At 65.9% G+C, this 19,695-nt stretch carries 17 protein-coding genes; 7 read left to right on the forward strand and 10 right to left on the reverse strand.

Features of this window, described 5'->3' with window-relative positions; translation table 11 throughout:
- From VG561_RS07660 to rluD, 4 genes are read right to left on the reverse strand one after another with little or no spacing between them, the layout of a single operon-like run.
- Nucleotides 1-438, reverse strand: coding sequence for a thiol-disulfide oxidoreductase DCC family protein (locus VG561_RS07660; RefSeq protein WP_423179514.1), 438 nt, complete (start codon nucleotides 436-438; stop codon nucleotides 1-3).
- Entirely contained in the window at nucleotides 413-919 is a 507-nt protein-coding gene (locus VG561_RS07665; protein WP_423179515.1) for a DUF4166 domain-containing protein, read from the reverse strand. Before VG561_RS07665 ends, VG561_RS07660 begins: the two co-directional genes overlap by 26 nt.
- A 20-nt stretch (nucleotides 920-939) precedes the next feature.
- On the reverse strand, nucleotides 940-1,710 hold the full coding sequence (gene pgeF / locus VG561_RS07670) for a peptidoglycan editing factor PgeF (protein WP_164077439.1): 771 nt from the start codon (nucleotides 1,708-1,710) through the stop codon (nucleotides 940-942).
- A complete protein-coding gene (rluD, locus tag VG561_RS07675) occupies nucleotides 1,710-2,699 on the reverse strand; it encodes a 23S rRNA pseudouridine(1911/1915/1917) synthase RluD (protein ID WP_014038257.1) in 990 nt (329 codons plus the stop codon). The genes pgeF and rluD overlap by 1 nt, the downstream gene beginning before the upstream one ends.
- 113 nt (nucleotides 2,700-2,812) lie before the next feature.
- On the opposite strand from rluD, the gene VG561_RS07680 reads away from it, so the two are divergent.
- Nucleotides 2,813-3,700 (forward strand): outer membrane protein assembly factor BamD, encoded by an 888-nt coding sequence (locus VG561_RS07680; protein WP_423179516.1) that lies wholly within the window; start codon nucleotides 2,813-2,815, stop codon nucleotides 3,698-3,700.
- Between the two features lie 191 nt (nucleotides 3,701-3,891).
- A complete protein-coding gene (locus VG561_RS07685; RefSeq protein ID WP_423179517.1) occupies nucleotides 3,892-5,094 on the forward strand; it encodes a lipase family protein in 1,203 nt (400 codons plus the stop codon).
- 142 nt (nucleotides 5,095-5,236) lie between these two features.
- Here VG561_RS07685 and VG561_RS07690 read toward each other — a convergent pair whose 3' ends face one another.
- The 3 genes from VG561_RS07690 to sucC form a co-directional block, all read right to left on the reverse strand.
- Nucleotides 5,237-6,871 (reverse strand): NAD+ synthase, encoded by a 1,635-nt coding sequence (locus VG561_RS07690; protein ID WP_014648197.1) that lies wholly within the window; start codon nucleotides 6,869-6,871, stop codon nucleotides 5,237-5,239.
- Nucleotides 6,872-7,052: 181 nt separating this feature from the next.
- Nucleotides 7,053-7,928 (reverse strand): succinate--CoA ligase subunit alpha, encoded by an 876-nt coding sequence (gene sucD / locus VG561_RS07695; RefSeq protein WP_005410793.1) that lies wholly within the window; start codon nucleotides 7,926-7,928, stop codon nucleotides 7,053-7,055.
- 20 nt (nucleotides 7,929-7,948) lie between these two features.
- Nucleotides 7,949-9,118, reverse strand: coding sequence for an ADP-forming succinate--CoA ligase subunit beta (sucC, locus tag VG561_RS07700; RefSeq protein ID WP_004154430.1), 1,170 nt, complete (start codon nucleotides 9,116-9,118; stop codon nucleotides 7,949-7,951).
- Nucleotides 9,119-9,523: 405 nt separating this feature from the next.
- Here sucC and VG561_RS07705 point away from each other — a divergent pair, with 405 nt between their 5' ends.
- Nucleotides 9,524-11,137, forward strand: a complete 1,614-nt coding sequence (locus VG561_RS07705; protein ID WP_014648198.1) for a sensor histidine kinase — start codon at nucleotides 9,524-9,526, stop codon at nucleotides 11,135-11,137.
- Nucleotides 11,138-11,197: 60 nt separating this feature from the next.
- A complete protein-coding gene (locus VG561_RS07710) occupies nucleotides 11,198-12,571 on the forward strand; it encodes a sigma-54-dependent transcriptional regulator (RefSeq protein ID WP_423179518.1) in 1,374 nt (457 codons plus the stop codon).
- A gap of 114 nt (nucleotides 12,572-12,685) precedes the next feature.
- Here the strand turns inward: VG561_RS07710 and pilB are convergent, their stop codons facing one another.
- The 3 genes from pilB to VG561_RS07725 form a co-directional block, all read right to left on the reverse strand.
- Nucleotides 12,686-14,416 carry a type IV-A pilus assembly ATPase PilB gene (pilB, locus tag VG561_RS07715; protein WP_329890351.1) on the reverse strand — a complete coding sequence of 577 codons (1,731 nt, stop codon included), beginning with the start codon at nucleotides 14,414-14,416 and terminating at the stop codon, nucleotides 12,686-12,688.
- Between the two features lie 224 nt (nucleotides 14,417-14,640).
- Nucleotides 14,641-15,048 carry a pilin gene (locus VG561_RS07720; protein ID WP_053495123.1) on the reverse strand — a complete coding sequence of 136 codons (408 nt, stop codon included), beginning with the start codon at nucleotides 15,046-15,048 and terminating at the stop codon, nucleotides 14,641-14,643.
- Between the two features lie 92 nt (nucleotides 15,049-15,140).
- Nucleotides 15,141-15,569: a pilin gene (locus VG561_RS07725; RefSeq protein WP_053495122.1), complete on the reverse strand. Its 429-nt coding sequence runs from the start codon at nucleotides 15,567-15,569 to the stop codon at nucleotides 15,141-15,143.
- 353 nt (nucleotides 15,570-15,922) lie between these two features.
- Between VG561_RS07725 and VG561_RS07730 the strand changes: the two genes are divergently transcribed.
- Genes VG561_RS07730 through coaE form a run of 3 tightly spaced genes read left to right on the forward strand, consistent with a single transcriptional unit; the run spans nucleotide 15,923 to nucleotide 18,677 of the window.
- Nucleotides 15,923-17,182 (forward strand): type II secretion system F family protein, encoded by a 1,260-nt coding sequence (locus VG561_RS07730; protein WP_053495121.1) that lies wholly within the window; start codon nucleotides 15,923-15,925, stop codon nucleotides 17,180-17,182.
- Between the two features lie 8 nt (nucleotides 17,183-17,190).
- A complete protein-coding gene (locus VG561_RS07735; RefSeq protein ID WP_005418626.1) occupies nucleotides 17,191-18,054 on the forward strand; it encodes a prepilin peptidase in 864 nt (287 codons plus the stop codon).
- An 11-nt stretch (nucleotides 18,055-18,065) separates the two neighbouring features.
- The gene (gene coaE / locus VG561_RS07740) at nucleotides 18,066-18,677 is read left to right on the forward strand and encodes a dephospho-CoA kinase (RefSeq protein ID WP_423179519.1); all 612 of its coding nucleotides are present in this window, start codon (nucleotides 18,066-18,068) and stop codon (nucleotides 18,675-18,677) included.
- The last annotated feature ends 1,018 nt before the right edge of the window (nucleotides 18,678-19,695 follow it).

The following is a 19,695-nucleotide window of genomic DNA, read 5'->3' on the forward strand; positions in this document are numbered from 1 at the left end:
TCAATCCAGGAATCGCGCTGCCTGCTCCGGTGCGGGCAGATGACAGGCGTCGTTCCGCCCGAACCATCGGTAGCGGTTGCGCGCCAGCGCGCGATACGCGGCATCACGCCAGCCGCGCGGCACCATCCGCAGCACGCCGGTCAGGCGCCAGGCGCCGTCCAGCCCGGCCAGTACGCGCAGGATGGCATCGGTATCGATCCAGGCGCCCTGCGCGTCCAGCAGCAGGAACGACGCGGGGTCCTGCGGGTCCAACCCGTGCGAACGCAGCAGCGCACTCCCCCGCTCGCCCTGCATCGCCGCAAAACGGTAGCGCCCCTTGCGGTCGAAACGCAGCAGAAAGCGCACCCAGCGGTTGCACAGTGCGCACACGCCGTCGAACACGATCACCGCGCTGCCAGTCCCGGCGGCGCCGTCACTGTGGTTCGAGCCAGCCTTCATAGCGGATCAGGGCTCCGGCCCAGGGCAGCGTCACATCGACCAGGAAAGTGTAACGCTCGCCGCGCCAGGCTTCACGGCAGCGCACACCGACAAACCAACGCGTCGGCAGCGGCAGCAGCCCGAACGCCCAGACCCGCCGCACCGACCAGTCGATGCCACCCTCGCGGGCCTGCAACGCGAACTCGAAGCGCACCGCGCCCAACTGCTCGCGCAGAAGCCCTTCGTGCGCCCACAGCCGCGACACCATCGGCCAGCGGCCAAACCGCCGCGCCCACTGCTCGCCCTGCCCGCGTGCACTGAACGCCACTTCGGTGGGCAGCGCGTCGCCGTCCTTCGGCAACCGCGCCAACGTGGCCAGCAGCGGCACCAGCCAGTGCCGCCCCCGCACGATGCGCGCCTGCCCCACGTAGCGGCAGGGCAACGGCGCGCCATGCAGCGCCTGCACCGGCGCTGCCAGGGTGGCGAAGGCCGGCCCCAGCATGCGCGCGAACAGCGGCGTGGTCAGGGCGCGATCCAGGCCAGGGTCGCCATGCGCCCGGTACGACGGTCGCGCCGGTGCGAATACAGGTCAGGATCGGCCATGGTCGACACCGTGCCGCCATACACCTGCGCCGGGTCCATCCCCGCCGCCTGCAACCGCTGCCGCGCCAGCGCGAACAGGTCCACCTTCCAGTGGCCCGGCCGGGTCGCCACGAACGCCGCTTCGGCGGCCGGATCATGGCCGACGAAGGCGTGATAGACCTCCTCGCCGATCTCATAGTCGGACGGCCCGGCGGCCGGGCCCAGCCAGGCCCGCAGCTGCGCCGGCGGCGTCTGCAGGGCGGCCACCGTGGCCTCCAGCATGCCGTCAGCCAGTCCACGCCAGCCGGCATGGGCCGCGCCCACCTCGCTGCCATCGGCCGCGGCAAACACCACCGGCAGGCAGTCGGCGGTCAGGATCGCCAGCACCACGCCCGGCACCGAAGTCACCGCGGCGTCGGCCACCGGTTCGCTGGCGCCAGCCACCGGCGGCGCGGTGAAGCGCAGCACGGTGCTGCTGTGCACCTGGCGCAGCCAGTGCGGTGCCGACGGCAGCGCCAGCCCCTGCTGCAGCAGCTGGCGGTTGTGCTCCACGTTGGCCGGGGTATCACCATCGGCCGCGTGCCGGTTGCCGAGGTTGAACTGCGCGAACGGCGCCGGCGAGATGCCCGCGCCATGCCGGCGCGTGGTCAGCGCATGGACGCCTGCCGGCGCCGGCCAGTCCGCCTGCAGCAACGGCAGCGCGGCGGCCATCACCAGCGATCCCGCTCGCGGGCGGCGAAGGCTTCGCTGTCTTCGCGCAGCACCTTCATCAGGTGCAGCATGTCCTCCGGCACCGGCGCGGTATTGCGCACCGGCTCACCGGTGATCGGATGCATGAACTCCAGGGTCTCGGCGTGCAAGGCCTGGCGCTTGAAGCCGCGCAGCGCGGCCACCAGCTCGTCGCTGGCACCCTTGGGCAGCTTCAGCGCACCGCCGTACAGCGGGTCGCCGATGATCGGATGGCGCACGTGTGCCATGTGCACGCGGATCTGGTGGGTACGGCCGGTTTCCAGGCGGCACTCCAGCGCGGTGTGCGCACGGAAGCGCTCGCGCAGGCGGTAGTGGGTCACCGCTTCCTTGCCGTCTTCGCGCACCGCCATCTTCAGCCGGTCGCGCGGGTGACGGTCGATCGGGGCATCGGCGGTACCGCCTGCCACCAGCGCGCCCATCACGATGGCCAGGTACTGGCGGTGCACGTCACGGGCCGCCAGTTGCTCGACCAATGCAGTCTGCGCTTCCAGGGTCTTGGCCACCACCATCACGCCGCTGGTGTCCTTGTCCAGGCGGTGCACGATGCCCGCGCGCGGCAGCACCGCCACCGACGGGTCGCGGAACAGCAGCGCGTTGACCAGGGTGCCGCTGTGGTTGCCGGCGCCGGGGTGGACCACCAGGCCGACCGGCTTGTTGATCACCAGCACATGCTCGTCCTCGAACAGCACGTCCAGCGGGATGTCCTCCGGCTGGGCGTCGGTCTGGGTTTCCAGCACCACATGGAGGGTCACCACCTCGCCGCCGCGCAGCGGATCGCGCGGGCGCACCTGGGCGCCGTCCAGCAGGACGTCACCGGACTTGATCCACTCGGTCAGGCGCGAACGCGAATATTCGGGGAACAGTTCGGCCACGACGGCATCGAAACGACGGCCGGCAGCGGTGTCGGGGACGATGGCCTGGCGGGCCGATTCAGAGGGTTGTTCAGACATGGCAGGGGGCATTCTTTGAAATTTTGGGGTCCCGGCGGCCGGTTTCAGTCGCTGGACAGGACACTAGGCTATCATCGACCCTTCGTATTCCAGCCGCGTCCCGCCTCGACCCCATGATCCGACGCTCCGCCATGCTCTCCGCGCCCGTCCGCCTCACCGCCCTGCTGCTGGTGCTGGTCATCGCCGCAACCGGCTGCCACCGCGGCGCCAAGAAGGGTGATCGCCCCGACGAAGGCGTGCCGGTCGAACAGCTGTACGAGAAAAGCCACAAGCTGATGCAGGGCGGCAACTGGAGCGGCGCCGAAGCCAGCTTCCGCCGCCTGGTGGCCCAGTATCCGTACGGCCCGTACACCGAGCAGGCGATGATCGAAACCGCCTACGCCCAGTACAAGGCCGGCAAGCACGATGACGCCGTCTCCAGCATCGACCGCTTCATCCGCACCTACCCGACGCACCGCAACATCGCCTACCTGTACTACCTGCGCGGCCTGGCCAATTCCAACCGCAGTACGGTTTTCCTGCGCCGCGTATGGTCGCTGGATGCCAGCCGCCGCGACCTGTCCACGCCGCACCAGGCGTACTCGGACTTCAACATCGTGGTTGATCGTTACCCGAACAGCCGCTACGCCGCCGATGCGCGTCAGCGCATGCTGGAGCTGCGTGACGTGTTCGCCCAGCACGAGCTGGACAACGCCCTGTACTACATGCGCCGCGGCGCCTGGGTCTCGGCCGTGGGCCGCGCCAACTACCTGCTGGAAACCTACCCGCAGAGCGCCTTCCAGTACGACGCCGTGGCCGTGCTGGCCGATTCCTACACCCACCTGGGCAACAAGACCCTGGCCGACGACGCCCGTCGCGTCCTGCAGCTGAACCAGCCGAATCACCCGTGGCTGGAAGGCAAGTGGCCGAAGTACCCGTGGATGATCCGCAAGCTGAACCCGTTCGCCGGCGAGAAGTCCGCCAGCACCGGCCAGCGCAACGCGCGACTGGAGAAGAAGTAAGAGAGGGCCCCGAAAGGGGCCTTTTCTTTGTCGGTAGATCCACGCCATGCGTGGATGGTTCGTGCACCAATCGACCACGACACTCGGAATGCTACGAATCCCTGGCAGTTGCGACGGCGGTCGCACCCCGCCTGGGCGGGGGGTGTCCACACTGCGGCGCTGCGGCCACACCGGCCATCACGGAGCGCCCCATGCCGACACGGCCCTGTAGTTTCCGTTTCCTGTTCTGCCTTCTCGCCAGCGCCCTGCTGGCGCTGACCCTGGCGCCCGCGGCCGCCGCGCGGGACGCACCGGGCGATCTGCTGTCTGCCGCCCCCTATCGCGCGCCCTGGGTGCCGTCCAAGGCCGCCCAGGCGTACAAGCTGCACTATCGCACCCCGGACCACCGCGGCCAGTTGGCCGAAGGCACTGGCCTGCTGTACCTGCCCGCCGGCGCAGCGCCTGCGGGCGGGTGGCCGGTGGTGTCCTGGGCACATGGCACTCAGGGCATTGCGGATCGCTGTGCGCCCTCGGTCTCCGGCCCCACCCATGCCGAACGCGACGGACGCTTCCTGGACGTGTTCCTGGCCCAGGGCTATGCCGTCGCCGCCGCCGACTACCAGGGCCTGGGCAGCCCAGGCAATCATGCCTACCTGCACGTGCGTACCGCGGCGCGCAACGCCATCGACATGGTCAAGGCCAGCCGCCAGTACCTGGGTACGGCAACATTGTCGCCGCGCTGGGTCTCGGTCGGATATTCGCAGGGGGGCGCGGCCGCATTGACAGCAGGCCATCTGGCCGCCTCCCATGGCGGCCCATCCCTGCAGTACCGCGGCAGTTTCACCGCCGGAACGCCCACCGCAGTCGAACTGACCGCGCTGGTGATGAATCCCGGCAACCGCACCGCCAATCCTGGCGCACCCAACGCATATCACGCGTATCTGCTCGACGGCCTGCTGCAGGCCGCGCCTCAGATCGACCGCGTCCTCAGCGACGCAGGCCGTGCCCGTGTGGCAGTGGCCCGCGAGCAGTGCCTGAGCGAACTGACCGCCACGCTGGACGGCGCCGATACCGGCAGCATGTTTACTGCACCACTGACCAGCGTGCCGGGCATCTGGGCGGTGCTGTACGACTATCTGGGTGTACCGCGCCGCGGCTTCAGCCAGCCGCTGATGCTGGCCCATGGCAGCGAGGACCGCGACGTGCCCTATCTGACCACCCTGCTGTACGCCGCAAGCCTGGCCGTGCGAGGTGAGCCGGTCGCGTTCCGGCGCTACCCGGTCGATCATCGCGGCACGCTGGATGCGGCGGCGGCGGATGCCCTGGCGTTCGTGCGTGCACGACTGGAGGGCGACCACTTCAACGACGCTGCGGAGATCGCAGGCCTCGAACAACGGCTCGACGAAGCCCGGTAGATCCACGCCATGCCGGATACGCGATCCAGGAAGTTGCCGGCCAGCGGCCGGCACTACCGAATGCAGTAGATCCACGCCATGCGTGGATACGCGCTATAGGACGTTGCCGGCCAGCGGCCGGCATTACCTGCCAACCGCTGCCTCAGCCCTTGTAGCCGTTGCTGATCGGGTAACGACGCTCGCGGCCGAACGCCCGGCGCGAGACCTTCGGCCCCGGTGCGGCCTGGTGCCGCTTCCACTCGCTGATGCGCACCAGCCGCAGCACGCGGTCGACCACGGCCGCGTCATAGCCGGCCGCCACGATCTCCGTGCGCGACTGCTCCTGGTCGATGTAGCGGTACAGGATGCCGTCCAGCACGTCATAGGCCGGCAACGAATCCTGGTCCAGCTGGTTCTCGCGCAGCTCGGCCGACGGCGGGCGGCTGATCACCGCCGGCGGGATCACCGGTGCGCCGCCCACGGTATTGCGCCACTTGGACAGGCCGAACACTTCGGTCTTGTACAGGTCCTTCAGCGGCGCATAGCCACCGCACATGTCGCCGTAGATGGTGGCGTAGCCGACCGCGTACTCGCTCTTGTTGCCGGTGGTCAGCAGCAAGCCGCCGAACTTGTTGGCCAGCGCCATCAGGATCACCCCGCGGCTGCGCGACTGCAGGTTCTCTTCGGTCACGTCCGGCGCGGTGCCCTCGAACATCGGCGCCAACGCTTCCATCAGGCCCTTGAACGCCGGCTCGATCGACACCGCCTCCAGCTTCACGCCCAGCGCCTGGCACTGCTCGGCCGCCAGGTCGTTGGACAGGCCCGCGGTGTAGCGCGACGGCAGGCGCACGGCGGTTACGTTCTCCGCGCCCATCGCGTCGACCGCCATGGCCAGCACGATCGCCGAGTCGATGCCGCCGGACAGGCCCAGCCACACTTTCTTGAAGCCGTTCTTGCGGCAGTAGTCCTGGATGCCACGGGTCACCGCGCGCCAGGCCAGCGCGTCCATGCTCTCGTCGCCGTCGTCCATCCACACGTGCGGCATGAAGCGGCGGCTGGCGCCGTCGTACTCCACCACCAGCCACTGGTCGACGAAGGCAGCAGCGGCCGGGTGCACCGTGCCATCACCGTCGGCCACCACCGAGGCGCCATCGAACACCAGCGCGTCCTGGCCGCCAACCACGTTGAGATAGGCGATCGCCGCCCCGCTCTCGCGGGTACGTGCAGCCAGCACGGCGTCGCGCTGGGCATGCTTGCCACGCTCGTACGGCGAAGCATTCGGCACCACCACCAGCTGCGCACCGGCGCGCATGGTGTCGGCCAGCGGCTCGGCAAACCACAGGTCCTCGCAGATCAGCAGGCCAACCGGAATACCGTTGACCTCGAACACGCAGCTGCCGCCATCCGGATCGACATCGAAGTAGCGGCGCTCGTCGAACACGGCGTAGTTGGGCAGCTCACGCTTGCGGTAGGTCTGCTCGACCAGGCCGTCACGCAGCACGCTGGCGGCGTTGTAGACCACCGCGCCAGCCGCCTGCGGCCAGCCGACCACGGCGGTGATGCCGCGGCAGGCGGCAGCGATGCGGGCCATCGCCTGCTCGCACTCGTACAGGAAGCCCGGGCGCAGCAGCAGGTCTTCCGGCGGGTAGCCGCTCACCGCCAGCTCGGGGAACATCACCAGCTCGGCGCCGTACTCGTCGCGCGCCTGGCCGATCATCTCGATGATGCGCTCGGTGTTGCCGGCGACATCGCCGACCGGGAAGTCGAACTGCGCCATCGCGATGCGGATCGAAGCCATGGGATTCCAGCCTGTGGTTGCAATGCCGCCATTGTAACGCCGGGGTCAGATCCGTTTTGCGCAGCAAAAGGGATCTGGCCCCACACCAGACGCAGAAAGGCCGCCCGGAGGCGGCCTTTCTGTGTTCAAGCAGCCGGCCAGCGGCCGGCTCTACAGCATCGTCTGCCGGAGGCAGTCGATCTTATTTCACCAGCTTGGCGATGGCAGCGCCCAGGTCGCCCGGCGAGCGGACGGTGACAACACCGGCAGCTTCCATGGCGGCGAACTTGCCTTCGGCAGTGCCCTTGCCGCCCGAGGCGATCGCACCGGCGTGGCCCATGCGCTTGCCGGCCGGAGCCGACGCACCGGCGATGAAACCGACGACCGGCTTCTTCACGTGGTTCTTGATGTACTCGGCGCCGGCTTCCTCGGCGTCGCCGCCGATTTCGCCAACCATGATGATGCCTTCGGTCTGCGGGTCTTCGTTGAACAGCTTCAGGCAGTCGACGAAGTTCAGGCCGTTGATCGGGTCACCACCGATGCCGATGCAGGTGGACTGGCCCAGGCCGACTTCGGTGGTCTGCTTGACCGCTTCATAGGTCAGGGTGCCCGAACGCGACACGATGCCGATCTTGCCCGGCTGGTGGATGTGGCCCGGCATGATGCCGATCTTGCACTCGCCCGGGGTGATGACGCCCGGGCAGTTCGGCCCGATCAGCACGGTGTCCGGATGCGAACGGGTCAGCACGTTCTTGACGCGCAGCATGTCCAGCACCGGGATGCCTTCGGTGATGCAGACGATGACCTTGATGCCGGCAGCTGCGGCTTCCAGGATCGCGTCGGCCGCGTACGGCGGCGGCACGTAGATGACCGAAGCGTTGGCGCCGGTGCTCTGCACGGCATCGGCAACGGTGTTGAAGACCGGCAGATCGATGTGGGTGGTGCCCCCCTTGCCCGGGGTCACGCCGCCAACAACCTGGGTGCCGTACTCGATCATCTGAGTGGCGTGGAAGGTGCCCTGCTGGCCGGTGAAGCCCTGCACGATCACCTTGGTGTTCTTGTTAATCAAAACAGACATGGGAATTCCTTGGTGTCGAATCAGGCAGCGTTCTTGACAGCTTCAACGATCTTCTTGGCGCCATCGTTGATGTTGTCAGCCGGGATGATGGCCATGCCGCTGTCGCGCAGCAGCTGCTTGCCTTCTTCCACGTTGGTGCCTTCCAGGCGCACCACGACCGGAACCTTGACGCCCACTTCCTTCACGGCGGCGATGATGCCTTCGGCAATCATGTCGCAGCGGACGATGCCGCCGAAGATGTTGACGAAGATGCCTTCAACCTTGTCCGAGGACAGGATCAGCTTGAACGCTTCGATGACGCGCTGCTTGTTGGCACCGCCGCCCACGTCCAGGAAGTTCGCCGGCTCGCCGCCGTTGAGCTTGATGACGTCCATGGTGGCCATGGCCAGGCCGGCGCCGTTCACCATGCAGCCGATGTTGCCGTCCATGGTGACGTAGTTGATGTCCAGCTCCGAAGCGATCACTTCGGTCGGATCTTCCTGGGTCTTGTCGCGCATGGCGACCAGGGCCTTCTGGCGGAACGCGGCGTTGTCGTCGCTGTCGAACTTGCCGTCCAGCGCGTACAGGTTGCCGTCGTCCAGGATGGCCAGCGGGTTGATTTCAACCAGGGCCAGGTCCTTTTCGTTGAACAGGCGGTACAGGTTCACCATGATGCTGGCGAACTGGCCGGCCTGCTTGGCAGTCAGGCCCAGCTTGAAGCCGAAATCACGGCCGTGGTAACCCTGCACGCCTTCGACGAAATCGACGTTCAGCGAGTGGATCAGCTCCGGGGTTTCAGCAGCAACCTGCTCGATTTCCACGCCGCCTTCCGAAGAGGCGATGTAGGTGATGGTCTTGGTGCCACGGTCGACCAGCACCGACAGGTACAGTTCCTTGACGATCTCGCCGGCGGTGGTCACCAGCACCAGGTTGACCGGCAGTTCAACGCCTGCGGTCTGGTAGGTGGCCATCTTGGTGCCGAGCATCTTGGCCGCAGCGGCCTTCACGTCGTCGGTGGTCTTGCAGAACTTGACGCCGCCAGCCTTGCCGCGGCCGCCAGCGTGGATCTGCGCCTTGACCATCCAGGGGCCCTGGCCCAGGGAGTTGGCAGCGGCAACCGCTTCGTCCGGGGTCGCAGCGACCTTGCCGGCCGGGACCGGGATGCCGTACTCGGCAAGCAGTTGTTTTGACTGGTATTCGTGGAAATTCATGCGTCACCGTGGGAATAGGAACGACCGCACGCAATTCCTCAGGGCCCCGGCGGGGCGCCGGCATGGACCGCGGCGGGCCCACTATTGTGGCCGAGCCGGCGCCGGGGCGCAAAGAAGTCTGTACAAAACGCCAGACCCGGCCAGATTTCCGCCGTCATTCAGGCAGTTGCGCCCGGCGGCCCACTGGCCACCGGTATCCATCCCGGGCCAAATGCGCGATCCGGGCGGCTCCGGCGGCGCCCTGCCTGGGGCCCTATACTGGCCGACCAAGGTGTGTAGAGTCGGGCTTGCCCTGCTGCTTCCACCGCAGGCTACATCGAAGCGACGTGCCCGCCCGGCCTCAGGGGACGCCGGGCAGGCCCGCCGCAGCGTCCAGACCCAGGCAGCCAGAAGGGGAGTTCCGGCGTGTCACCCAGTGCTTCATTGATCGACCGCATCGAATCGATTCCGCGGCGTGAGCTGTATTTCTTCGCGCTGTACCGGGTGCTGATCGCCTCGGTCATCGCCGCGCTGCTCTACAGCCCGCTGTCGGCCATGGTCGGCGAAGCCCACCACCCGCGGCTGGCCGACACCGTCGCCGCCATCTACCTGGTGCTGTCCCTGCTGGCCCTGGTGATCGGCCGCAACGAACGCTGGCTGCGCCCGATCGTGGTCAGCGGCGTGCTGGTGGATATCGTCGCCGCCACCCTGTTGTCGCATGCCCTGCCCGGTGCCAGCGCCGGCATCTCGATGTCGCTGCTGTTCAACATCGCCGCCGCCGCCACCCTGCTGCCGCTCAGCCTGGGGCTGGGCCTGGCCCTGGCCGCCAGCCTCGCCACCGGCGTGGAGTACACCTGGAAGCTGCTGGAAGGCGGCGACCCCACCCGTACCCTGGCCGAACTGGCCATGTTCGCCACCAGCTACCTGGCACTGGCCTTCATCAGTTACCAGGTCGGCAGCCGCGCGCGCCGCAACCAGCAGCTGGCCAACCAGCGCGGCGACGAAGTGGCCAACCTGTTCCAGATCAACGAGCTGATCATCCGCCGCATGCGTACCGGCGTGCTGGTGGTCGACGCCGACAACCGCGTCACCCTGGCCAACGAGGCGGCCTCGATGCTGCTCGGTGACAGTGATGGCAGCGGCGAAAGCGGCCGCCTGGACCTGGCCAGCGCCGCCCCGGAACTCGCCCGTCGCCTGCAGCGCTGGCGCAATGGCTGGGCGCAGGACGAACTACCGCTGCAGCTCAACCCCGACCAGCCCGAAGTGCAGCCGCGCTTTGCCCGCCTGCTGGCCGGCAGCGACCTGGCCCTGGTGTTCCTGGACGACTCCAGCGTGGTCTCGCGCCGCGCCGAATCGCTCACCCTGTCGGCGATGGGCCGCTTCTCGGCCAGCCTCGCCCACGAGATCCGCAACCCACTGGCCGCGATCAACTACGCGGTGCAGCTGCTGGAAGAAGGCACCGGCTTCAACGAAAGCGACCGCCGCCTGCTGCAGATCATCCGCCAGCAGTGCCAGCGCACCAACGGCATCGTCGAAAGCGTGCTGGGCTTGGCCCGGCGCGAGCGCGCCACGCCGGAGAACGTCGACCTGGCCGCCTTCGTGCGCCGCTTCGTGCTGGAGTACAAGCAGGGCCAGACGCTGGAGACCGACAGCATCGAGCCGATCATCAACGACACCTCGGTGCTGGCCCAGGTCGACACCAAGCACCTCTACCAGGTGCTGACCGTGCTGGTGCACAACGCGCTCAAGTACGGGCGCATCGGCCAGCAGCCGGCGCGGGTGCGCCTGCGCGTGGCGCAGCACGAGCGCAGTGCGGTCATCGACGTGATGGACCGTGGCCCCGGTATTCCCGAGAGTGTGGCCGCACAGTTGTTCCGGCCGTTCTTCACCACGTCCGAGCATGGCACCGGGCTGGGCCTGTATATCGCCCGCGAGCTGTGCCGGGCCAACCAGGCGCGGCTGGACTACATCCCGGTTCCCGCTGGAGGCTCCTGCTTCCGCCTGGTGCTGCCCGGCCCGCATACGCTGTTGCCCACCTGATCTCGATTCTGTGCGTCAAACATTTGTCGCTTCCAGCCCCCTCGTTTATCTTTCACGCCCATGAACGAAACCCGCAGCGCCCTCGTCGTCGACGACGAACGCGACATCCGCGAACTGCTGGTACTGACGCTCGGCCGCATGGGGCTGCGCATCAGTACGGCAGCCAACCTTGCCGAAGCGCGCGAACTGCTGGCCAGCAATCCGTACGACCTGTGCATCACCGACATGCGCCTGCCGGACGGCAACGGCATCGAGCTGGTCAGTGAGATCGCCCAGCACTACCCACGCACGCCGGTGGCGATGATCACCGCCTTCGGCAGCATGGACCTGGCCGTGGAAGCGCTGAAGGCCGGTGCCTTCGACTTCGTCAGCAAGCCGGTGGACATCGCCGTGCTGCGCGGCCTGGTCAAGCACGCGCTGGAACTCAACAACACCGAGCGCCCCGCGCCCGGCCCCGCCGCCGAACAGGGCGCACGCCTGCTTGGTGATTCGCCGGCCATGGACGTGCTGCGTACCACCATCGGCAAGGTCGCGCGCAGCCAGGCGCCGGTCTACATCCTCGGCGAATCCGGCGTGGGCAAGGAGCTGGTCGCACGCACCATCCACGCCCAGGGCGCCCGCGCGGCCGGCCCGTTCGTGCCGGTCAACTGCGGCGCCATTCCCGGCGAGCTGATGGAAAGCGAATTCTTCGGCCACCGCAAAGGCAGCTTCAGCGGCGCCCACGCCGACAAGCCCGGGCTGTTCCAGGCCGCGCATGGCGGCACCCTGTTCCTCGACGAAGTGGCCGAGCTGCCGCTGCAGATGCAGGTGAAGCTGCTGCGCGCGATCCAGGAGAAGTCGGTGCGCGCGGTGGGCGCGGCTGCCGAGGAGCCGGTTGACGTGCGCATCCTCTCGGCCACCCACAAGGACCTGGCCGAGCTGGTCGAGGACGGGCGCTTCCGCCACGACCTCTACTACCGCATCAACGTGATCGAACTGAGGGTGCCGCCGCTGCGCGAGCGTCGCCAGGACCTGCCGGAACTGGCCGCATCGGTACTGGCACGGCTGGCCCGCAGCCATGGCCGCCCGACGCCGTTGCTGGCGCCGTCGGCGCTGGACGCACTGGCCCAGTACGCCTTCCCTGGCAACGTGCGCGAATTGGAGAACATCCTGGAACGCGCGCTGGCCCTGGCCGAAGAAGACCGCATCGGCGCCGACGACCTGCGCCTGCCGCAGCATGCCCCGCGCACGCCCGGCAGCGCAGCACACGCCGAGGCCGTGGTGGACCTGCAGCCCGGCAGCGCCCCCCTGCCCTCGTACATCGAACAGCTCGAGCGCAGCGCCATCCAGCGCGCGCTGGAAGAGAACCGCTGGAACAAGACCCGCACCGCCGCGCAGCTGGGCATCACCTTCCGCGCGCTGCGCTACAAGCTGAAAAAGCTGGGGATGGAGTAAGGACAGGGCCCGACGCGGGCCACCCCATCCACGCACGACGCAGATCTACTGTAGAGCCGAGCCCACGCTCGGCTGCTCTTCGAACCATCAGCCGAGCATAGGCTCGGCTCTACCTCAATCCTTGGTAACGCGGTTGATCTCGGCCAGGCTGGTGACACCCGCAGCCGCCTTCTTCAACGCCGACTGGCGCAGATCGTTCACCCCGATCTGCTGTGCGGCCTCGGCAATCTGCAACGCATTGCCACCGGCCAGCACGATCGTGGCGATCTCGTCGGTCATCGGCATCACCTGGTAGATACCGGTGCGGCCCTTGTACCCCTCGGTGCACTCGTCACAGCCGACCGCCTCGTACAGCTCGATACCCGCATCCAGCTGCGCCTGGGTAAAGCCTTCAGCCAGCAGCGCGTGCTCTGGCAGGTTGGCCGGGCGCTTGCAGTTGTTGCACAACCGGCGCGCCAGGCGCTGGGCGATCACCAGCGTCACCGAGCTGGTGATGTTGTACGGCGCGATGCCCATGTTCATCAGGCGCGCGATGGTCTGCGGTGCATCGTTGGTGTGCAGCGTGGACAGCACCATGTGGCCGGTCTGCGCCGCCTTGATCGCGATCTCGGCCGTCTCCAGGTCGCGGATTTCGCCGACCATGATGATGTCCGGATCCTGTCGCAGGAACGAGCGCAGTGCCGCGGCGAAGGTCATGCCGCGCTTGTTGTTCTGCTGCACCTGGTTGACGCCGGGCAGGCGGATTTCCACCGGGTCTTCGGCGGTGGAGATGTTGCGCGTCTCGTCGTTGAGGATGCCCAGCGCGGTATACAGCGACACCGTCTTGCCCGAACCGGTCGGGCCGGTCACCAGCACCATGCCGTAGGGCTTGTGGATGGCCTCCAGGAACAGCTTCTGCTGGTCCGGCTCGTAACCCAGCTTGTCGATGCCCAGCTTGGCCGCGCTGCCGTCCAGGATACGCAGCACCACCTTCTCGCCGAACAGGGTCGGCAGCGTGCTGACGCGGAAGTCGATCTGCTTGGTCTTGGACAGGTTGAGCTTGATGCGTCCGTCCTGCGGCACGCGCTTCTCGGCGATGTCCAGCTGCGCCATCACCTTCAGGCGCGCGGCGATGCGCTGGTTCAGCTTCACCGGCGCGCGCGCGACCATCTTCAGCAGGCCATCGATGCGCAGGCGCACGCGATAGTCGTCTTCATAGGGCTCGAAGTGGATGTCCGAGGCGCCCTTGCGGATCGCGTCCACCAGCACCTTGTTGACGAACTTCACCACCGGGGTGTCATCACCCTTGGCATCGATGCCGGAGTCGCCACCGGCGCCGAGATCCTCGTCTCCGGCCGCAACATCCAGGTTGCCCATGCCATCGTCGTCACCGCCCAGCGCGTCGCCCAGCGTGTCATGGCTGGCATGCCACTGCTCGAGCGTGCGGCGGATCTGGTCTTCATCGACCAGGATCGGCTCCACCACCAGATTGGTGTGGAACTTGATCTCGTCCAGCGAATGGGTCGGATTGCTGGTACCCACGAACAGCTTGCCGCCGCGCTTGAACAGCGGCAGCACGTTGTGCTTGCGCAGCAGCTCCTCGCTGACCAGGCTCATCGCGTTCTGGCTGGCGTCGAACGTGGACACGTCGAACAGCGGCATGCCGAACTCGACCGCGTTGGCCGCCGCCAACTGGGCCGCCCCGACCACCTTGTTCTGCGCGAACCAGGTCGGCAGCGGCTGCCGGGCCGCAGCGGCCTTGGCCATGGCGTCGCGGGCGGAAGCCTCGTCCAGCGCACCATCCTGGACCAGGCGACGGGCCAGGCCGGTGATGCCGACGAGATTGGCGGTGGTTACGGCGTTCATATGGATCCTTGGCTCATCATGGGTCAGGCAGTGCGGCGCGCCTTCCAGAGGCACCGCACAGGGCAGCAGAACCTGCCGCGACCCGATGGCCGACGACGACGCCAATCCTTCAGCATGACTGCCTCGCCCGGCACTCCCAGCCCGGCAGGCACGATCCTGACTCCCCCGGGGATGATAGCCCCGTCAACGGCCCGCCAACATCCCATTGGCAGGCCGAAGTGTGATCAACAGCCGGTTGGGCGATAGCGCGCTTCGAAGGCGCTGCCGTCGCAGGTCCAGGTGCCGTCGGCTGCGCGCTTTAGGTACAGGATTTTACCCTTTATCGACGGTGCCCCATCGACTACGCAGCTGATACTGCCCACCCCGGCTTCATCCAAGACAGCGGATACAGCAGTGCAACGAGACGTCGGATAAAGACCGACGAACTCCGCATTCACCAGACTCGCGTTGCGGCTGTCTTGGGCTACAGACTCAACCGTAGTCTTGCCGGGCCTGATATCCGCCAACGCAGCGGTCAATTGCGATCTCGCGACAAAAGTTTGGTACACAGGAATCGCGATCGCCGATAGGATCGCGATGATCGCGACCGCGATCATGAGCTCAATCAGAGTAAAACCGGCATGCCTTAACATCGCGCCTCCCCATCAGGCTCGAATTAGTTGGATAGCCTCCAAACGAAGAAGGCCCCGACAACGCGGGGCCCTCCTTCGATCACTGCTAAGTATCAGCCCTGGCAGGTAGCCGGAGCATACTTCGGCTTGTCGGCAGCAGCCAGATCGGACTTGCAGCTCCAGTTGCCGTTGGCGTCACGCTCCAAGGTGATCTTCTTGGTGGCAACCTTCGGGTTACCCTTCAAGGTGCACACAATCGAACCAGCGCCGGTGTTATCCGGAGCGGTCGCGGTGAGCGCGCAACGATCGCTATCCTTCAGGCCCAGGTTCGATACAGTGGTGTACTGCGTGCCGTCAGTGACACCGTCATTCACCTTGGTTTCGTAGGCAGTCTTGCCGGCCGAAACTTCGGCGAGGCCTGCCGTGAACTGCGACTTGGCTACGTAGTTCTGGTACTGCGGCAGGGCGATGGCAGCCAGGATTGCAATGATCGCAACGACGATCATCAGTTCGATAAGGGTGAAGCCCTTCTGGTTCTTCATTTGGTACATCCCCAAGATAGTGGTGGTTGATTTCAGAGCGCAGGATCGGTCTGGCCGGCGGCCAGCTGAGCGGGTCCTGCCCCCTGCGGGTGGATCAACGCAGGTTGCGTGCCAACCCGGCACGCCTCCCCCTGGATTTCCCCGCGCCCATGATGGCAGCTATTTCACGGATGGGAACCCCCCGGATGCGAATCTGCGATGGACGCGGCAATGTGACGCAGTGCGTCACCTTTGGCCGGCGCCGGGCACGAAATTGCATTCCGCCCCCCTTACCAACTGCCCAGACGGGCGTGAACCCGCTACCATCAGCCGCTAGACGCCCGCCTGGGGATGGTGGGTCTTGGGGAGCCGATATGTCTGTCAGTCGCAGTACGATCAAGAAGCAGCCCGTGGCGCGTGGCACTACGGAGCTGCAGCCGTTTGTCTGGGAGGGGACCGACAAGCGGGGCGTAAAGATGAAAGGGGAGCAGGCGGCAAAGAATGCCAATCTGCTGAGGGCCGAACTGCGACGTCAGGGCATCAATCCTGGCACAGTGAAGCCCAAGCCCAAACCTCTGTTCGGCAATGCCGGCAGCAAGATTTCATCAAAGGATATTGCCTTCTTCAGTCGGCAGATGGCCACCATGATGAAGTCGGGCGTACCTATCGTGGGTGCGTTGGACATCATCGCCAGCGGCCACAAGAACCCACGCATGAAGAAGATGGTGGATTCGGTCCGTACGGACATTGAGGGCGGCTCTTCTCTATATGAAGCGGTCAGCAAACATCCTGTGCAGTTCGATGACCTCTACCGGAACTTGGTCCGCGCTGGCGAAGGCGCTGGCGTGCTGGAAACAGTGCTGGACACTGTCGCAACCTATAAAGAGAACATCGAGTCCCTTAAGGGCAAGATCAAGAAGGCCTTGTTCTACCCAGTCATGGTAATGGCGGTGGCACTCGTCGTCAGTGGCATCCTGCTGGTCTGGGTGGTCCCACAGTTCGAGGACGTTTTCAAAGGGTTCGGTGCAGAACTACCGGCGTTCACCCAGATGATCGTGAACCTGTCGCGGTTCATGGTGTCCTGGTGGTGGTTGATGTTACTGGTGCTGGCGGGCGCGGTTGCTGGCTTCATCGCTGCCTACAAACGCTCGCCTAACATGCGGCACACCATGGATAGGCTCATCCTCAAGGTGCCAGTGATCGGCCAGATCATGCATAACAGCTCCATTGCGCGCTTCGCCCGGACGACCGCAGTGACATTCAAAGCTGGTGTGCCCTTGGTCGAAGCGCTTGGAATCGTTGCAGGTGCCACAGGTAACAAGGTCTATGAGGAATCCGTGCTCCGTATGCGCGACGATGTCTCAGTAGGCTATCCAGTCAACATGGCCATGAAACAGACCGCGCTGTTCCCGCACATGGTCATCCAGATGACCGGTATCGGTGAAGAGGCCGGTGCCCTGGACGCGATGCTGTTCAAGGTTGCGGAGTATTATGAACAGGAGGTCAGCAATGCGGTCGATGCCTTGAGCAGCCTGCTGGAACCGATGATCATGGTATTCATTGGCACCATCGTCGGCGGTATTGTTGTCGGCATGTACCTGCCCATCTTCAAACTTGGCGCCGTCGTCGGCTAAAGGTATCAATGGCATTTCTCGACCAGCATCCCGGCCTCGGCTACCCCGCCGCGGCCGCCCTGGGGCTGCTGCTGGGCAGTTTCCTCAACGTCGTCATCCTGCGCCTGCCCAAGCGGCTGGAGTGGCAGTGGAAGCGCGATGCGCGCGAGGTCCTGGAAGAACCGGACTTCTACGAACCCCCGCCACCGGGGATCGTGGTCGAGCCTTCGCACTGCCCGCACTGCAAGCACAAGCTGAGCTGGTACGAGAACATCCCGCTGTTCAGCTGGATCATCCAGGGCGGCAAGTGCCGCCACTGCAAGGCGCCGATCTCGCTGCAGTACCCGCTGGTCGAGGCCCTGACCTCGGTATTGGTGCTGGCCTGCGTCTGGCAGTTCGGCTTCGGCTGGCAGGGCTTCGGCGCCATCGTGCTGACCTGCTTCCTGATCGCCTTGTCCGGCATCGACCTGCGCACCCAGCTGCTGCCTGACCAGTTGACCCTGCCACTGATGTGGCTGGGCCTGATAGGCAACATCGACAACCTGTACATGCCGGCCAAGCCTGCCTTGGTCGGCGCGGCGGTGGGCTATCTGTCGCTGTGGATGGTCTGGTGGCTGTTCAAGCAGCTGACCGGCAAGGAAGGCATGGGCCACGGCGATTTCAAGCTGTTGGCCGCGCTCGGCGCCTGGTGCGGGCTGAAGGGCATCCTGCCGATCATCCTGCTGTCGTCGGTGCTGGGCGCCATCATCGGCTCGATCTGGCTGTACACCAGGGGCCGTGACCGCGCCACGCCGATCCCGTTCGGCCCCTACCTGGCCATCGCGGGCTGGCTGTACTTCATGTGGGGCGCGCCCGTGGTGGAGCAGTACCTGGTGTTGAGCGGACTGCGCTGAGGGGAATCCCCATGAGCCGCTATGTGGTTGGCCTGACCGGCGGCATTGCCGCCGGCAAGAGCGAGGTGACCCGGCGCTTCGAGGCGCTGGGCATCGTGGTGGCCGACGCCGATCTGGCCGCCCGCGCGGTGGTTGCCGCCGGCAGCCCGGCCCTGGACCGTATCGCCGAGCGCTTCGGCGCCGGCATGCTGCAGGCGGACGGCAGCCTGGATCGGGCACGCCTGCGGGCCCACGTGTTCGCCGACCCGACCGAACGGGCGGCGCTGGAAGCGATCACCCACCCGGCCATCCGTCTGCTGATGCAACAGCAGTGCGAGCAGGCCGCCAGCCCCTATGCGATTGCCGCCATTCCGTTGCTGACTGAGGTCGGTGGGCGGCAGGCCTACCCGTGGTTGGACCGGGTATTGCTGGTGGATGCGCCCGAAGCCGTGCAGCACGCCCGGCTGATGCAGCGCGACGGCATCGACGCCGCGCTGGCCGACAAGATGATCGCCGCCCAGGCCAGCCGCGCGCAGCGGTTGGCACTGGCCGATGATGTAGTGGTCAACGATGGTCACCCGGAAGAGCTGCAGGCGCAGGTGGAAGCGCTGCATGAGCGGTATCTGGGGCTGGCTGGGGGTTGAGGCTTGGTTGCCGGCCAGCGGCCGGCACTACCGAAGCGCATCGCCCCATGGCGTGGATCCACTGTAGAGCCGAGCCTATGCTCGGCTTGATGATCGCAGCCGAACTTTCTTGCGTTTTCTTCGACTCAATCTAATCGGACATCATCACTGCGGCGCGGGCCTCGATCATGACTATCCCGTTTCGCAGGTATAACCAGCAGACTCCTCGCTTTTCGTCGACGATGCAGCTCGCAACATTTCCAAGACGTTCGCTCCACTCCATTGCGGTTTCATCAAACCTCACCGCGCACGACTTGACGCCCTCGAAGCAGACAGACACGGGAATGCGCTCAGGCACGTCTGGCAAGCAGATGACATCTGTATCCCTCAGCACCAACAGCTGAGCTGAGAACTGCTTGCTGCCTACGGAATGGCTCAACCCCGTCAAGACAGCGAAACTCAGCCGCCCGGCAGCAACTCCATCGAGTCGTGTTCCAGAGGCCGCGGACACGCTGGGTCGTGGAGAATGTCCAGACAGCGCAGGGAGCTCCGACCTGAGTAGACTGCCCCCCGCCTCCAGCATGCCTCCGGCCAGATAAAGCCGAAGCACGCCAGTGCAGCCTAACCCATCAAAATGGCCATCCTGAATGTTCCCGGGCCAAGCGTTGTCCGACAGCTCCTGACTGTCGGACAGCAGGAAGAACGATTCTAGGTTATGGCAACCAATGTCAGCCAATGCTCCTTCCGCAAGGTCACCACATACGCCAACAGTCCGTATCAGGCAGGATCTATCCAGGATCGACACCTGCACTGAATCGAGAGACGAGTCATGAAGTCCCGTCGCCTCCAATGGATTTCGAACCACCAACTCAGCCTCCAATAAGCCACGGGGAAATGCGCTCAACACTATTGGCCGTGGCTCGGATGTACCTACAAATTTCAGCTGATCCAGTGGGTCATTGCAGCTCTGACCCACATCACTAATCAATCAGGAAATCAGCGGCCGCCACGAATAAACAGAGCCACGTCTCGATCAAAG

This window comes from Stenotrophomonas sp. CASM110 (genome assembly GCF_049384345.1).
Classification (GTDB): Bacteria; Pseudomonadota; Gammaproteobacteria; order Xanthomonadales; family Xanthomonadaceae; genus Stenotrophomonas; species Stenotrophomonas muris.

Coding starts and splice junctions, on each gene's coding strand:
- coaE (WP_423179519.1), top strand. CDS start 18,066: ATGAGCCGCTATGTGGTTGGCCTGACCGGCGGCATTGCCGCCGGCAAG.
- VG561_RS07725 (WP_053495122.1), bottom strand. CDS start 15,569: ATGAAGAACCAGAAGGGCTTCACCCTTATCGAACTGATGATCGTCGTT.
- VG561_RS07660 (WP_423179514.1), bottom strand. CDS start 438: ATGAAGGCTGGCTCGAACCACAGTGACGGCGCCGCCGGGACTGGCAGC.
- pgeF (WP_164077439.1), bottom strand. CDS start 1,710: ATGGCCGCCGCGCTGCCGTTGCTGCAGGCGGACTGGCCGGCGCCGGCA.
- rluD (WP_014038257.1), bottom strand. CDS start 2,699: ATGTCTGAACAACCCTCTGAATCGGCCCGCCAGGCCATCGTCCCCGAC.
- sucC (WP_004154430.1), bottom strand. CDS start 9,118: ATGAATTTCCACGAATACCAGTCAAAACAACTGCTTGCCGAGTACGGC.
- VG561_RS07735 (WP_005418626.1), top strand. CDS start 17,191: ATGGCATTTCTCGACCAGCATCCCGGCCTCGGCTACCCCGCCGCGGCC.
- VG561_RS07730 (WP_053495121.1), top strand. CDS start 15,923: ATGTCTGTCAGTCGCAGTACGATCAAGAAGCAGCCCGTGGCGCGTGGC.
- VG561_RS07680 (WP_423179516.1), top strand. CDS start 2,813: ATGATCCGACGCTCCGCCATGCTCTCCGCGCCCGTCCGCCTCACCGCC.
- VG561_RS07720 (WP_053495123.1), bottom strand. CDS start 15,048: ATGTTAAGGCATGCCGGTTTTACTCTGATTGAGCTCATGATCGCGGTC.
- VG561_RS07710 (WP_423179518.1), top strand. CDS start 11,198: ATGAACGAAACCCGCAGCGCCCTCGTCGTCGACGACGAACGCGACATC.
- VG561_RS07685 (WP_423179517.1), top strand. CDS start 3,892: ATGCCGACACGGCCCTGTAGTTTCCGTTTCCTGTTCTGCCTTCTCGCC.
- pilB (WP_329890351.1), bottom strand. CDS start 14,416: ATGAACGCCGTAACCACCGCCAATCTCGTCGGCATCACCGGCCTGGCC.
- sucD (WP_005410793.1), bottom strand. CDS start 7,928: ATGTCTGTTTTGATTAACAAGAACACCAAGGTGATCGTGCAGGGCTTC.
- VG561_RS07690 (WP_014648197.1), bottom strand. CDS start 6,871: ATGGCTTCGATCCGCATCGCGATGGCGCAGTTCGACTTCCCGGTCGGC.
- VG561_RS07665 (WP_423179515.1), bottom strand. CDS start 919: ATGCTGGGGCCGGCCTTCGCCACCCTGGCAGCGCCGGTGCAGGCGCTG.